The 13,426-nt window shown below is 57.6% G+C and carries 11 protein-coding genes and 1 pseudogene; 7 read left to right on the top strand and 5 right to left on the bottom strand.

The window, feature by feature from the left end; translation table 11 throughout:
• Window positions 1-5: 5 nt before the first annotated feature.
• Together LDL32_RS08140 and LDL32_RS08135 are read left to right on the top strand one after the other, a co-directional pair.
• Window positions 6-239: a type II toxin-antitoxin system Phd/YefM family antitoxin gene (locus LDL32_RS08140; protein WP_070404447.1), complete on the top strand. Its 234-nt coding sequence runs from the start codon at window positions 6-8 to the stop codon at window positions 237-239.
• Window positions 236-622, top strand: coding sequence for a type II toxin-antitoxin system VapC family toxin (locus LDL32_RS08135; RefSeq protein ID WP_233065922.1), 387 nt, complete (start codon window positions 236-238; stop codon window positions 620-622). The genes LDL32_RS08140 and LDL32_RS08135 overlap by 4 nt, the downstream gene beginning before the upstream one ends.
• Window positions 623-741: 119 nt before the next feature.
• Here the strand turns inward: LDL32_RS08135 and LDL32_RS08130 are convergent, their stop codons facing one another.
• Together LDL32_RS08130 and LDL32_RS17845 are read right to left on the bottom strand one after the other, a co-directional pair.
• Entirely contained in the window at window positions 742-2,535 is a 1,794-nt protein-coding gene (locus LDL32_RS08130; RefSeq protein ID WP_233065920.1) for a recombinase family protein, read from the bottom strand.
• Between the two features lie 12 nt (window positions 2,536-2,547).
• The gene (locus LDL32_RS17845) at window positions 2,548-2,676 is read right to left on the bottom strand and encodes a hypothetical protein (RefSeq protein ID WP_255673794.1); all 129 of its coding nucleotides are present in this window, start codon (window positions 2,674-2,676) and stop codon (window positions 2,548-2,550) included.
• A 458-nt stretch (window positions 2,677-3,134) separates the two neighbouring features.
• On the opposite strand from LDL32_RS17845, the gene LDL32_RS08125 reads away from it, so the two are divergent.
• On the top strand, window positions 3,135-5,192 hold the full coding sequence (locus LDL32_RS08125; protein WP_233065918.1) for a ParB/RepB/Spo0J family partition protein: 2,058 nt from the start codon (window positions 3,135-3,137) through the stop codon (window positions 5,190-5,192).
• Between the two features lie 94 nt (window positions 5,193-5,286).
• Here the strand turns inward: LDL32_RS08125 and LDL32_RS08120 are convergent, their stop codons facing one another.
• The gene (locus LDL32_RS08120; protein ID WP_370636663.1) at window positions 5,287-6,009 is read right to left on the bottom strand and encodes a hypothetical protein; all 723 of its coding nucleotides are present in this window, start codon (window positions 6,007-6,009) and stop codon (window positions 5,287-5,289) included.
• A gap of 248 nt (window positions 6,010-6,257) precedes the next feature.
• On the opposite strand from LDL32_RS08120, the gene LDL32_RS08115 reads away from it, so the two are divergent.
• Window positions 6,258-7,793, top strand: a complete 1,536-nt coding sequence (locus LDL32_RS08115; RefSeq protein WP_233065914.1) for a hypothetical protein — start codon at window positions 6,258-6,260, stop codon at window positions 7,791-7,793.
• Here the strand turns inward: LDL32_RS08115 and LDL32_RS08110 are convergent.
• A pseudogene (locus LDL32_RS08110) lies at window positions 7,744-8,528 on the bottom strand (IS5 family transposase). The gene LDL32_RS08115 and the pseudogene LDL32_RS08110 overlap by 50 nt on opposite strands.
• 76 nt (window positions 8,529-8,604) lie before the next feature.
• Here LDL32_RS08110 and LDL32_RS08105 point away from each other — a divergent pair.
• Window positions 8,605-9,342: a hypothetical protein gene (locus tag LDL32_RS08105; protein WP_233065911.1), complete on the top strand. Its 738-nt coding sequence runs from the start codon at window positions 8,605-8,607 to the stop codon at window positions 9,340-9,342.
• Between the two features lie 16 nt (window positions 9,343-9,358).
• Here the strand turns inward: LDL32_RS08105 and LDL32_RS08100 are convergent.
• A protein-coding gene (locus LDL32_RS08100) for an IS630 family transposase (protein ID WP_233064331.1) occupies window positions 9,359-10,425 on the bottom strand; the annotation gives its coding sequence in 2 pieces (ribosomal slippage) (window positions 9,359-9,939 and window positions 9,939-10,425; 1,068 coding nt in all).
• Between the two features lie 443 nt (window positions 10,426-10,868).
• Here LDL32_RS08100 and LDL32_RS08095 point away from each other — a divergent pair.
• Together LDL32_RS08095 and LDL32_RS08090 are read left to right on the top strand one after the other, a co-directional pair.
• A protein-coding gene (locus LDL32_RS08095) for an IS5 family transposase (protein WP_233065908.1) occupies window positions 10,869-11,665 on the top strand; the annotation gives its coding sequence in 2 pieces (ribosomal slippage) (window positions 10,869-11,208 and window positions 11,208-11,665; 798 coding nt in all).
• A gap of 368 nt (window positions 11,666-12,033) precedes the next feature.
• Complete coding sequence (locus LDL32_RS08090; RefSeq protein ID WP_233065905.1) at window positions 12,034-13,401, top strand: hypothetical protein; 1,368 nt, start codon at window positions 12,034-12,036, stop codon at window positions 13,399-13,401.
• Window positions 13,402-13,426: the final 25 nt, after the last annotated feature.

The raw sequence follows: 13,426 nt of genomic DNA, 5'->3' as shown, positions 1-13,426 counted from the left end.
GTCTCATGGCCCAGTTTTCGGTTCACGATGCCAAAACCAACCTGTCTCGCCTGATTGCCGAAGCGCTTGCGGGTGGTGATGTGGTGATCGCGCGTGGTTCTGTACCCGTCGTGCGCCTTGTGCCGGTGGAACCGCAGGGGCGTCGCGTGTTTGGGGCGCTCAAAGGCAAGATCAATCTGGATGAGACCTTTAATGAGACCCTACCCGACGATGAACTTGATGGGTGGAATCTCGCTTGAAGTTACTGCTTGATACACATGCGTTGATCTGGTGGCTGGCGGGCGACGAGCATTTGAGTCGTCGCGCTCAGGAAGTCATAGCGGATGAAGATAATGTCATAGCCGTGAGCGCAGCGTCGGCCATGGAAGTCGCAACCAAGTTCCGCATCGGTAAACTGGCGGGAGCGGCCCTGTTGGCGCAGGATTTTGAGGCTATTGTTGCCGGGCAGGGGTTCGTTGAATTGCCAATCAGCGTTACTCATGCCCGTCTCGCGGGCGAGATGAACATTGTTCATAAAGACCCGTTTGACCGTTTCCTGATTGCCCAGGCGCAGGCCGAGGGTATGATGCTGATCTCCAACGAGGCTTTGTTTGATAACTTCGCCGTCAATCGTCTTTGGTGATTGCCTTAAAGCGGACGTACGAATGAGGGGATGGTGGATACGAACCGACCTGAGCCGGTAAGGTCAGGCCGCGACAACGGTCATGGTTTTGCATGGGAGGTGCTATGCTTGGGGAAAGATCAAGCGAGCGCAGAAAAAATCTTTCCAAAACAATTATCTAAACCCGCTTTATTCTCACCTTGCGATTGTCGCAACTTGAGAAGCAATCCTGCCCCCGCAACCAACGACGCTTGCGAATGACCATTCGCCACATTTCGCCGGGATCGTAGTGTGCGGTTCCCCGCAACCAACGATACTTGTGATACGAACGCATCAAGAACGCCACTGTCCGGATGGATCGTGGCGTTTTTCTTATGCGCCGCGAACTGAAGGATCGCCGCCAGGTCGCCGCGCAGGATGATCGCCAGTTCGCCATCGGCCGGCTGGAGCGTGATCTGCGAGACGAGCGTGCGCAGGCGCTCGGCCGCCTCGGTCTTCGTCTCCTCGGCCTGAAGGCTTTCATAGAGAGACGCGATCCGCTGCTGGTAGATCTCCGCCATGTTTGGATGGAGAAGATGAGGCGGCTCCTCGGTATTGGTAACCTTCTGTTCCAGTTCCTCCTTGCGGGCTTCGAGCACCGTCATTTTCTTCATGACCCGCTTGGAGGCCTCAATGTCATCTGAGGCAAGGATAAGATTCAGCAGTTTATCCAACTCCCTGTCTATGCGAGGAATTTCATTCCGCATCGCTGCAAGGTCGGCACCCAGTTCCATGCGCATGCGGTTCACTTCGCGGGTGAACTCATTGCAGAATTCCTTGAACAGGTCCGGTTCCATCAGGTGCGTGCGCAGCCCGCTCAGGACCGATGCCTCCAGCGCGTCGCGACGGATGTTCAACCGGTTGTCGCAGGTGCCCTTGTTGCGTGCCGTCGAGCAGCCGAGCAGATCCTTCGAGATCATGCTGTAGCCGCCGCCACAACAGCCGCAACGGATCAACCCGGCAAAGAGATGACGGGGGCGGCGGCGCTCATTGAGCGCCTCGTTTCCCCGTTCGGGCTGGCTGAAAGTCGTCTCGGCCTGGCGCGCCTTCACGGCATCCCACATATCCTGCGCGACAATCCGCAGTTCCGGCACGTCCTGAATCACCCATTCGGATTCAGGATTGAGGCGTGAAACGCGCTTGCCGGTATCGGGATCCTTCAGATAGCGCAGCCGGTTCCAGACCAGGCGCCCGACGTACATCTCGTTGTTGAGGATACCGGTGCCGCGTTCCCGATTGCCATGAATGGTGGACGGCCCCCACTCACGGCCCTGTGGCCCCGGAACGCCGTCACGGTTCAGTTCCATGGCGATCGTGCGCGACGACTTGCCCCGCGTGTAATCGGTGAAGATCCGCCTGACTGTGCGGGCCTCGTCCTCGTTGATGGTCCGGTCGCCGCGAATGCGCTCACCCTTCGCGTCAAACTGTCGTACCACGTCATAGCCATAGGAATTACCACCGCCGGACTTGCCGTCCTCGACGCGTCCGCGCAGGCCACGCCGGACCTTCTCGGCCAGATCCTTGAGGAACAGGGCGTTCATCGTACCCTTGAGGCCGATATGCAGGTGTGTAACGTCGCCCTCGGACAAGGTGATGATCCGCACGCCGGAGAAGGTCATCCGTTTGAACAGACCGGCGATATCCTCCTGGTCGCGTGACAGTCGGTCCATGGCTTCGGCCAGCACGATCGTGAAGCGGCCGCGCGTGGCGTCCTGGATCAGTTCCTGAATGCCGGGGCGGAGCAGGGAGGCACCCGAGATCGCCCGGTCCGTGTAACTGTCGACGATCGTCCAGCCCTGCTTTTCCGCGTGAAGCCGGCAGAGGCGCAACTGATCCTCGATCGAGGCATCACGCTGGTTTTCGGACGAATAGCGGGCATAAAGCGCGACCTTCACAATCCCATCTCCCTAATCCTGGAGATCGCGTCGCCTCGCGGCCTCCACTTCAGCGTTGACGAAATCACGTGCGGCCTGACGGGCCAGAAGCCGGACCAGACTGACCAGCCGCGGATCGGCTCCACTGCGTAAGGGTGTCACGTTGGCGTCCGGGGCGTCGAGAACGAGCCGCACCCTGTCCGCTATCGTATCGCGTTGGCGTGCCATCTTTCCGTCCTTTCTGCATGGACCTTTGGTGAGCTCTGACGGCACTCTGGATGTCGGACGGGATGGGCGTGAACAGAAAAATACATGGGAACAAGGAGATGTTCCGTGCGGAGAGGGCTTTCGGATAGTCGCGAACACGCGCGGCTATCGCTGTCGGCACTATCACAAGATGGTGAACGCGCGACTATAATAGTCGTAATTTGTCGCGGTGTGCATCGACTCGCGGGTTGGCTGGCACGGACCTGCATTCCTTAAAGCCGTCTCTACGCGGTTCCGTGGATGCGATCCGGTGTCTGGCGGGGCCGGAAGAGAGGAAGAGGGACGTGGGGTTTTCGTGACGGATTCAGGGGTGGGAGAGAGGCTTCCGCCCGTCCGTCACGGAGTGTCCCGCCATGGCGAGCGCCATCCAGAAAATCGTCCTCAATGCGTCCCGTGATATCCCTTTCAACAGGCTGGTGCTGTCGCAGTCCAACGTGCGGCGTGTGAAGGCCGGTCTGTCGATCGAGGAACTGGCCCGCGACATCGAACGTCGCGGGTTGCTCCAGAGCCTGAACGTGCGCCCTGTCCTGAACGGGGAGGGGGCAGAAACCGGCGCTTATGAAGTGCCGGCCGGTGGCCGCCGCTTCCGCGCCCTCGAACTGCTGGTGAAGCAGAAGAAACTGGCGAAGACCGCCCCGGTGCCCTGCGTCGTGCGCGAGGCCGGATCGGCCATTCTCGCCGAGGATGATTCCCTGGCCGAAAACGTCCAGCGCGTAGCGCTGCATCCACTGGACCAGTTTCGTGCTTTTCGCGACATGCTGGAGAAGGGCATGTCCGAAGAAGAGATCGCCGCCGCGTTTTTCGTTGTGCCGGCCGTGGTGAAGCAGCGTCTGCGGCTGATGACAGTCTCCGACAAGCTGCTTGAGATCTACGAGCAGGATGGCATGAAGCTGGAACAGCTCATGGCCTTTTCGATCAGCGACGATCATGCCCGTCAGGAACAGGTCTGGGAGATTATTGCCCAGAGCCATAACCGCGAGCCCTATCTGATCCGCCGCATGTTGACGGAAAAAACCGTGCGCGCATCGGATCGTCGCGTGCGCTTCGTCGGGCTGGACGCCTATCTTGCTGCCGGCGGTCCCGTCATGCGTGACCTGTTCGAAGCAGACGATGGCGGCTGGCTGCAGGATCCGACCCTGCTCGACCGGTTGGTCATGGAAAAGCTGTCGTCAGCCGCAGAGGATATCCGTGCCGAGGGCTGGAAATGGGTCGAAACGGCGCTGTCTTTCCCGTGGGGACACACGCGGGACTTCGTGGAGATCGAGGGCACGCCTGTTGCGCTTTCGGAGGAAGAAGTCGTGCGTCTGACCGCTCTGCACAGCGAGCAGGAAACCATCGAGGCGGAATACGCGCAGGCCGATGAGTTCCCGGAGGAAATCGATAGCCGTTTGGGCGAGATTGAGCAGGCCATTGAGGCGCTGGAAGAACGCCCAGTATCTTTCGATCCGGCGGACGTGGTCCGGGCCGGTGTCTTCGTGAGCCTGGATACGGACGGCACGCTGCTGGTCGAACGGGGCTTCGTCCGCCCGGAAGATGTGCTGGCGGAGTCCGAGAACCGCCACGATGCACCCAAGGGTGATGATGACGCGGTCGTCTGTCACAGCGCGGGCGACGACGGCGAAGGGGACAGGAGGGAAGGCGCACCCGACACCGAGCCCGAGGAGGAAGACGGGCTGAAGCCGTTGTCCGAACGCCTGCTGACGGAACTGACGGCCTGGCGCACGCTGGCCTTGCGAGATGCGTTTGCTGGCAATCCGCATGTCGGCCTGACCGAACTGCTCCACACGCTGGTGCGCGATCTTTACTGGCAGGTCTCGGGCGCGGACTGCCTGGAAGCCTATGTCCGGGAAATCCCGCTGCAGGTCCATTCCCCCGACATGCCCGGCAGCCTTCCCGCCCACGCGCTGCGCCAGCGCAACGAGGGCTGGAAGCACGATCTGCCGGAAGACGAGGACGCACTCTGGCAGTGGCTCGACGGGTTAGATGATACCAGTCGCCTGGCCCTGCTGGCGCATTGCCTGTCCTTCGGGGTCAACGCGCTATATGAGTCGTCCCATGGTCCGTCTCTGGCGCGTAGCGTCAGGGAGCGGCTGGCCCGCGCCGACCGGCTTGCCACCGCGCTGAGGCTCGATCTAGCCGAAGCGGGCTGGCAGCCGACGGTGGAGAACTATCTCGGTCGCGTCACCAAGGCGCGTATCCTCGAAGCCGTGCGTGAGGCGCGGGGCGACGATGCCGCCGACCGCATCGCACATCTGAAGAAGGCCGACATGGCACAGGCTGCCGAGCGGCTTCTGGACGGTTCGGGCTGGTTGCCCGAGGCACTGCGCACGAGGGATGTGTGGGGGCAGAGCGAGGGGGATGAAGGGCTGACCGACATGTCCGACAGCCCCGACGCGGTTGCGGCTGAGTAACATCTGTCCATTGAATGGTATTGGCGGCTTCCGGTCTCCGGAAGTCGCCTTTTATATGGGAACGATATCGCGCCCGAAAGGCTGTCGACGGTGGTCAATGACGGGTCACTGGCTGCAGGTGTCGATCCGTTTCGAGCCTGAGGGCGGCTGTCCATAAGGGTGTTTTGGTATAGAAATCCCGTCTACTGAAGCCGGTGCCTGTTCGGCGCTCGTTGAGCAGTCCTGCCCAGCACAGCGGACGCAGGACATGGACGTAAAGACTGGCGGTCAGCTTGAAATCCCGGCGACGGATATCCTCTTCCTCGCCCCCGTAGAGAACCGAACATAACCGCTCTTCGGTGACGGCAACCTGGGCCTCGATATTGATGACGTTGAGAAAGATATCCCAGTTGCCGAACAGTGGCTCATCGCTTCGGGTGTAAGGACTGTGGTCGACGACAAACAGGAGGTGGGTCGTCAACAGCATCCAGAGCCGGGCAGGCTCTGATTTGAGTTGTCTCGCCAGGTCGGTCAGCCGCAGGGTGCCCTTGAAATGCCGTGCGAGCTTCGCGCTGAGCAGAACCTCATGCAGGATCACCAGCGGCGGGAAATCATACTCATTCAGGACTTTGTTGACGGCGTAGAGGTCTTCGACCGTATAGGCTGGCCAGTCAAATGCCTCGGCGGCCCACGCGACAAAATAGCGCTTGAGCGCCTTGTTGGGCGTAAGGCCGATCGGGCCGTTCTCCTCAATATAGCCGATCGTCAGCAGCGCGGCCTTCAGGATGAGGGCATGCGACAGGGGGAGGTCGTTGTCGGGCAAACGAAACGGATTCATCGTATAAATAATGAACCAGGTCGGTGCGAGTTGCCAGTCTGGCTTTGCGATGCAGGGACGATCTCCGTCCCGCGTCCTTCATTGTAATGTCGGCTATCGCCTCATGTCGGACGTACATACCGATAGACAGTTTGCCGCATAGCAGACATTGGCATTACGGCCTCTCGTGTCGGCTGGAGAGGGGCAGCTTTGCGCTACAACGTCCGCAGGGGGGTGACATCCGCGCCCGTCCTCCCCAGAATGCCCGCATGGAAATTGACGACATAGAGCAGGCTATCTTCGGTTATCAAACCGGCAAGTTGCCTAAACTTGAAGAATTTGATGGTACAGAAAACTGGTCAGACGAGCAGTGGCAAGACGAGTTCGACCGCACTCGCTTGTGGCTCGAAACCTTCTTCGCTGCCCGGGACCCGCTGGTCGTTCTTGCACGCACAGCCATTCGCTATATTTTCGAAGCATCTCAACCGCGCGATGGTTCACAAAAAGTTCGGCCACTCGAGCAGGTCGAAGTTGAGATCGCCCAGACGTTCCTATTGATGGGAGATACGATACACAAGAAAGTACCTACTTCGCCTAGTAACTTCGTCCGCTATTGGGCGGTGATGGCCCGGCACATTTACAGCTTCATCGGCAAGCAGCCAAGGAGCGATGCCTCGACAGACTCCCTTGCTGTTGTTCAGATGAAGGCTCGCATCCAAACTCTCTACTACCGTAATTTGTTCACGCGGGCCGACTGCGAAACGACAATGCGAGCCCTCCTGAAGCGCATTGATTTACCTTCAGAAAAGGCATTGGGTTACTGCCTCTCTGACCTATTCGAAGCCATGGTCCGTGTCGTAAGCTTGGTTGAAACCCGGATCCATGAGTTCTTACGAAACATCCGGAATCTTATGAGTTCGGGGATACGGAGCGAGATTCTCGAAAGTATCAGCTTTTTTCGTTCCTGTTATCCGCTAGCTGATCGCGTTTGGCACAAATGCGACGACCGCTTTCTCACTATAGAAAAACTGCGTTACGCCGGGGTTCAAATTTCAGAACTCGCGTGGCCTTGGGTTTTTACGCTCGACTGCACGACACTGGAAGCCAGCTTCTCACTTCCCCTAATTGCTGCGCTCGACAGTCTTGCCCTGTCCATGGGAAGCTTGAGGGACACCGATCCCCAGCATATTTATTTAAACAACCCGATATGGAGGAAGCCCTACATCCGTCTTGCCGAACAGGGTCTATTTGTCCCACAGCCTTATCTGGCTTTCTCATTTCCGTTTGCAATTATGGAGGACTTGATTGCAGGGCATTCCGAATTGCAAAGTGCCTACATAAGCGCAAGGGCAGAGTATTTGGAGGCTACAATCGCTGCCATCGTGTCCAAATCCATGCCCAGTGCAAAGATACACCGCAGTGTCGTCTGGACCGATCCGGAGACGAACAAACGGTGGGAAAACGATGTCGTCGCTTTTCTAGGCAACTTTGTATTCGTATTTGAAGCCAAATCAGGTCGCATTGGGGACTCGGCGCGACGCGGTGGCGAAGGCAAACTTCGTAAAAATTTTCGTGATCTGTTCGTTGAACCCGGCTTACAAGGGTGGCGCCTTCAGAATTACTTGGACCAATATCGGAAAAAGGCCGTCCTACGTCGAAAATCTGACAATAGTATCATCGATTTTGAACTCGATCGTCCGAAGGTAGTCTATCGGTATAGCATCTGTTTTGAGCATTTTACCACTTTGACAAGCACTAGGTTTCGTGGACAAAGGGTATCCACTGGAGTGCTGACACGAGACTGACGAAGCCAAGATATGATTCCTTGGTTTTGTCATATCGGGTGGCAACGCGTCGCCAGTTCTTGAGTTTGTTGAACAGGCGCTCGACGAGATTGCGCCAGCGATATTTGGTTTTATCATGAGGTACAGGATTGCGACGGTTGCTTTTGCTCGGGATGACGGCTTCGATTTCGGCCTTGGCAAGTTCCTCGCGAATGAGGTCGGCATCGTAACCTTTGTCTGCCAGTAACGCCTCGATCTTGTCAGCGATCATGCGGAACAGCGGGCCGAAACCCTGAATATCGTGGGTCTGTCCCGGCGTCAGGACAAAACCGAGAGGGCGTCCCCTGGCGTCGCATCGGGCGTGCAGTTTGGTGGTGAAACCACCGCGCGATCGGCCAAGCGCCTCGGTTTCCTGTGTCCCTTTTTTATACCGATAGCACAATGATGTGCCCGGACCACCGTGCTGTCGATCATGTCGGCAGTGGTATCCCGCTCGACCATTTCAGCCAAGGTTTCGAGCATCGCATCGAACACGCCTGTCGTCACCCATCGTCGGTAGCGTCGGAACACGCTGTTCCACTTGCCATAATCATCAGGCAGGTGGCGCCACTGCGATCCGGTTCGGGCAATCCACATCATGCCTTCGAAATACAGACGATTGTCTTGCGCAGGACGGCAGCCACGACCCCTCTCAGGCGGAAGCAGCGCCCCGATGATGGCCCATTCCTCGTCCGAAAGCCCAATTCGCTCGCCCAACAACGCCTCCAAAAGGCAGCTTTGAATCAATCATGGACGTTACTGTCAACCTTTGTCCACGAAACCTAGATCGTATTTGAAAGAACTGGGCCTTATTAAGGATGACACAGCGTGGGCACCGGTTTTAACGCTCGGCGAACTACAAATGATTGCACGACATCTCGACACAGAACTGTCCTTTCAGCACTACCTTACCCGTCGCCAAAGCGTAGACGAATTGATTGATTTCGATGGTGACGAACAGGACATCCTCTCCATGTATTTGACCAATGGCCTTTGGATCGATCCAACAACCGTTCAAGGCTGTAAATTAACATTCTTTGAGGCAGACGGGCTCGTCCGGCGGCCGAATCTTCCCATGAGTGGCAGTTACAAGTCATTAGTCCGCGGTGTCCAGTTATCACCGCTCTGGAACACGGTTGTAAGCAAACTCTATGCCTGTGAGGGGCAACCACACCGCTTCGATATAATCAACGTGGTCCTTAATCAGTTCCCGCCCGCGCTCGCGGATATGGAGCGGAATATCCGTCGATTCAGACGCGGCGCGCGCAAAGAAGACGGTGATATTGTGATTATGAAGTATATCGTCGGGAAACGTATTTTTGTGCTTGCGTGTTACCTCGCAAAGGTCATGCCTGATTTGAACGAATGGCAGGAAAAAGGTAGAGGTATTGTTAGCATGTTTGCCGACGAAAACACCGTCGTCGAATGCGCAGCATTCATTTTCTTGAGAAGATCCAAGGAGAGCACCTTCGATGGTGTTAGCTTTTACCGATACGGTTGCGAGAGTAAGCGTACGGAAGTCGGAGGATAACTTATACCAAGGGCTATCACCTTTGACCTATATGAGCCCAGTTTCTGAGACCGATGGATCGGATGGTCTGTGGCAGGGCGGTGAGGTTGTTCCATGCGGTGCATGCGGCTTCGATGATGTGTTCGATGCCACTGAACACGGTGTTGGACAGCCAGTTGGCGCGGAGGAACTGCCAGATATTCTCGACCGGGTTCAGTTCGGGCGCGCGGGACGGCAGGAAGACCAGGCTGACGTTGCGCGGCAGTCTGAGTTTGGGTGTCGTATGCCAGCCGGCACGATCGAGCAGGACGACGGCATGGGCGCCGCGTGCGACGCAGCGTGAGATTTCCTCGATATGCAGTTGCATGCTGGCCGTGCCGGTAAACGGCAGCACCAGGCCTGCCGCCTTGCCAAGTGCCGGGCAGATCGCCCCGAACAGCCAGGCATTCTCGTAGCGCTGGTCGGCCGGCTGGCGTGGTCGGGTGCCACGCCGCGCCCATTGTCGGACAAGGCCGTTCTTCTGCCCGATGCGGGCCTCGTCCTGAAACCAGAGTTCAATCCGCCTGCCCTTGGGCAGATGTCCGGTGTGGGCGCTCAGGATCGTGGGGAAGTTTTTTTAAACGCGTCCATGACGGATGGATCCTGTCCGGGGTGACGCGGACGCGCGCTGACGTGGCTGAACCCAAGCCGCTTCAGCAGGGTGGAGACATGGCGTTCGTGATAGGAGACGCCAAAACGCTCTTCGATGACCCGCTGAAGATCGACCCGACGCCAGCGCACCACACCGTCCCGGGCACGGTCAGGCCCTGTCGTGACCAGCGCCGATAATTCTGCCAGTTGGTCCGCTGTCAGGCGGCAGACCGACCCGTTGCGCCATTGGTCCCGCAAACCATCCGGCCCCGTAGCATTGAACCGGTGCACCCAGTCCCGCAGGGTTTGCCGGTCCATGCCGCCGATCCGCGCCGCTTCGCCACGGCTGGCACCATCGCGCACCGCAGCCAGAGACAAAAGGCGCCGTGCAACATTCGCATCCCGCGTACGAGAAGCCAGACGTCGTAACGCAGAAGCCGTATAATCCGTCCGTAAAGCAATCGCACCAGCCATTCCCGATCCTCCCTCTCACAACAGAATCAGAACAGGCCCTTCGCGTCACTTCACAGATGAGTCAGAGACAATAGCCCTTGGTATTACGTAAAACTTCCTCTTCGCGACCTTGGTTAACCTAGGTGGGTAGTCATAGACAGCCACTCTTTGGGTTTAAGCAGTCGAATTAGCTGGCCGCTACCATGATCATTAAAGGTCTCCTTTCGAAAAGTAGCAACGTTAACTTCTACGACCGCCTTGGGGGACGCAGCGCTAATCACACGTAGTGGAATGGAAGATAGAAAACATCGTCTCGGTGCCCTAAACCGGACATTCTGATTGCCCCCTAAACTGTCTGTCTGCTCAGCAATATGGAACCAGACACGCGGCAGTTACCGTTCTGTCGAACATACAGCCTCCCATTAGGGCCTGTTAGATCTTGAAATTCTTCCCATATTGTAAGGATGGAAGAAGGAGACGGAACCGGCACTTTTACGGACGAGACATGGGCGATCTGGGAACCTTTGATTGAGGCGGTTCGCCCAAAGGGGAAGACGCCGCCCCATGATCTGCGGCGCACGCTAGCAGCGATTTTCTGGCGTCATGAGAATGGCACGAAATGGCGGAGCATCCCCGCTGAACTGGGGCCATGGTGGCGAGCGGCGCAGCTTTTCATCCGCTGGGCGAAGCTGGGTGTGTGGGAACGCCTGCTCGCACTGGTTCAGGAACAACAGGGGCTTGCTCTCGGAATGATTTTTCTGGATAGCACAAACATCAGGGCTCACCACAAGGCGGCGGGAGCCCAAAAAAGGGGGCCTCTCGCCACGAGCGAGATCATCGTGAAGCGCTTGGCCGCTCTCGCGGCGGCTATGGCACGAAAGTCTGCGTGATCGCGGACGGACACGGAAAAGCTATCGGTTTTGCGCTGGCGCCCGGCCAGGCCCATGAACTGCCCCTGGCACCAGCCATGCTCGATAGCCTCACCGCCATTCCCTTGTGGGTCGTGGCGGACAAGGGCTATGCGTCGGACGTCTTCCGTGAACGGATATGGGACATGGGAACCCGGCCCGCCATTCCTGCAAAACGACGCGATGCGCCGGTCGCCTGCCCAAAATGGGCTTATCGGTGCCGGCATCTCGTTGAGAACCTCTGGGCTCGCCTCAAGGAGTGGCGCGCTGTCGCAACCAGATACGAAAAAACAGCAACGTCCTTCCTCGCGGTCATCCATATCGCTGCCGCTGCAGACTGGATCAAGCCCTAACAGGCCCTAGCTGCCCACCGAAGCGGACATTCTGTGAACTGATCGTGTTTGTGTTCACACGGTCGCCTTTTCTCCTTGCTGCCCTCTCGCTCCTCTGGTGGAGAACCTATCGTCGAGGAAGGCATACACTCCCCATCACTCACATTGAAACCCAAACCAGTTCAATGAGGTTCATACCGCCAAGGCCAAAGGTCATGCTCAAGGTCGACCTTGACCAGTATGCTGTTACGGGCCAACCTATATAAAACGCCTCGTCGAAGATGTGTAAGCTCTACGTGATCGTACGCCCGAGCAGTGGCAGCGGGATGTCTTCGGTCAGATCGACGCTCTGCTGTGCACCATGCCACTTCTAGCTTGAATCGTAAGCGATGGACTACACGCAACTTCGCTCTTTATTGTCTCCGCTTATCATCGCCTTAAAGGACGTCGGCCCGCATTCTACGCTGCCGACGCTTTGCGAAGAATTGGGGTTGCCCGCGCCTGTTGCTAACGGCACCAAGCGTGATTGTATGGCCTCCAGTATTGAGGCCGTGGCCGACACCGATCTACCTGCAATTGCATGCAAGCTGTTGGATTTTCGTCCACCGGCTGCCGCGACCCGCAATCAGATCCAGGATCTTCTCTGGAGCGAAAGAGGGGGGCCGTCGATCCCCAAGCGTTATCGGCGTGAGGTCGCTCGAAGACTCAATGGCGAGGAATTGTATGGGGACGCTCGCAGGTTCGATGACCTTCTGGATCGGTTGTGGATATTAGATACCGATGACTGGCTTCACGTAATGAGTGACAAGCTCATTGGGTTGCGCGCGGACATTCAGCAGCACGTCCACCAAAATCCAGAGGACTGGTCGGTGGAAACGCTGTTCGACCAATTGGGTGCCTATGATGCTTCCGATCGGCGCTTTGCGCTGTTTCTTGAAGGGCTGGCTTCCGCCGACGTGCGGCCCGACGAGGCAGCACAACGCCGCTTTGTAGCGTGCGTTAACGAGACGTTGCGCAACTGCGGTGTTGAGTTGCGTGAGACTGATTTGGAGGGAGGTTACCCGGTCTTCTCGATCGTTTCATCGCACGTGGCAGTCAAAGGCCGACCGAAAAATCTTATCTTTGCCTCACCCGACAAGCCCGATCTACGTTTCCGCGATGCGCTGGATAATGACGTCGAGATCGTCACGAATGCCGATAAGGTGCTCGTCTATGATCGTCCCATTGGTAATGATGGACTGCGCTGGAGCGATCTGCAGCAGTGGTGGGGTGATACAGAGCAGATCGCTGATGCCGAGCAAGCCAAGCGCTCGCTGTATGCGCGTCTCAAAGCCAGTTTGCCTCGTAACTCTCCGCCACAGACCTTGTTGTTCGAGGCCTTCTTTGAGGGGTTCCGCAGTGCCGTACCGAACTTGCCAGCACTGATACCGGAAGTATGGCTTCACTGGGATCCACTTACTGTCAAGGAGCGGGGGCCGGATGCACTTCTGCGCTTTCGCATGGACTTCCTGCTGCTGTTGCGGCAGGGGGTTCGGGTTGTCATCGAGGTGGACGGAAAGCACCATTACGCGGACGGCGTAGGAAATGCCGATGTGCAACGCTATGCACAGATGGTCCGGGGTGATCGCGAACTCAAACTTGCGGGCTATGAAGTCTTTCGCTTTGGAGCTTTGGAACTGCAGGCGCCAGAAGCCAAGGCAAATGTGAAGACTTTCTTCGAGGCTTTGTTCAAGCGCTACGGTGTTCTAACAAGCTGATAACCCATCTCCATGGTAACCTGGC

The sequence above is a fragment of the Komagataeibacter sp. FNDCF1 genome (assembly GCF_021295335.1).
Taxonomy (GTDB): domain Bacteria; phylum Pseudomonadota; class Alphaproteobacteria; order Acetobacterales; family Acetobacteraceae; genus Komagataeibacter.
This window is presented reverse-complemented; position numbering and strand designations above follow the sequence as displayed.